The organism is Streptomyces sp. SID5643 (genome assembly GCF_009872555.1).
Taxonomy (GTDB): Bacteria; Actinomycetota; Actinomycetes; order Streptomycetales; family Streptomycetaceae; genus Streptomyces; species Streptomyces iakyrus.
On the sequence record NZ_WWIC01000115.1, the window covers coordinates 1 to 1,045 of the forward strand.

Annotated in this window: 2 protein-coding genes; both read left to right on the forward strand. The window is 73.6% G+C overall.

Features of this window, described 5'->3' with window-relative positions; translation table 11 throughout:
• Nucleotides 1–424, forward strand: a 424-nt coding sequence (locus tag GTY56_RS14860) for a Dps family protein (RefSeq protein ID WP_161365831.1), incomplete at its 5' end; no start/stop codon positions are given.
• Nucleotides 425–830: 406 nt separating this feature from the next.
• Nucleotides 831–1,045, forward strand: a 215-nt coding sequence (locus GTY56_RS40550) for a hypothetical protein (protein WP_161365832.1), incomplete at its 3' end; no start/stop codon positions are given.

Here is a 1,045-nt window from a genome sequence, read left to right on the forward strand (position 1 = left end):
GTCCGAGGCGCTGCAAGGTGCCCTGGTCGACCTGGTGGACCTCGCCCTCGTGGCGAAGCAGATCCACTGGAACGTGGTGGGGCAGCGCTTCCGCTCCGTGCATCTCCAGCTCGACGAGGTCGTCGACATCGCGCGGAAGTACTCCGACACGGTGGCCGAGCGCGCAGCGGCCCTCGGGATCTCCCCTGACGGGCGCGCCGCGACCGTGGCCGTGGGTAGCGGGATCGGAGTGACCCCCGAAGGGTGGGTCGACGACACGACCGCCGTGGGCACGCTCGTCGAAGCGCTGGGCGCGGTGATCGCCCGGATGCGGGAGCGGGTCGAGGCGACCGGTGAGCCGGATCCGGTGAGCCAGGACATCTTCATCGGGATCACGGCGGACCTGGAGAAGCATCACTGGATGTTCCAGGCCGAGAACGGGTGACAGAAGAGGGCGCGGGAGCGGGTGACGCGCCTCTACACGCGCCGGGCACGAGTCTCTCCACTGCGTCGCGGTGTCCGGCATTCATGCCCGTGCGGTGCGCGGCATTCATGCCCGCGCGGTGCGATGGGGTGCGCGGTGTGGCGCGGGTGCGTGGCGGCGACGGCGTGTGCGGTGTCGGGCGTGTGAGCGCTGCGGGGCCGGTGAGTGCTGCGGGGCGGGTGTGCGCTGCGGGGCCAGTGAGCGCTGCTGGACACGTGAGCTGTGGACGCGTGCGCCGCCCGTGCGACGTGCGCGGCTTGAGCGAAGTGAGCTGCCCGGACGATCAGTGCGGTGCGCCCGTGTGCCCGTGGTGCGCCCTGTCTGCCTGCCCGGGTGGCTGCATAGCGTCGGGCTGGGGGTGGCGGCCATGGCGGGGATAGTGCGCCGGGGGAACCGGGGCTGGGGGGTCCACGGGGTCGCGCTGGGGCTGGGGGCGCTGTGGTGGTGGGCCGTGGCGCGACTGGTGGCCGTGCCCGAGGCGGGGGTGCTGGAGGCGGCGGTCGCGGCCGGGGGGTGGGGGCTGAGCGTGCTGCCCGTGCACTGTGTGCCCAAGCGGCGGGCTCGGGGGGTTGTGGGGGCGGG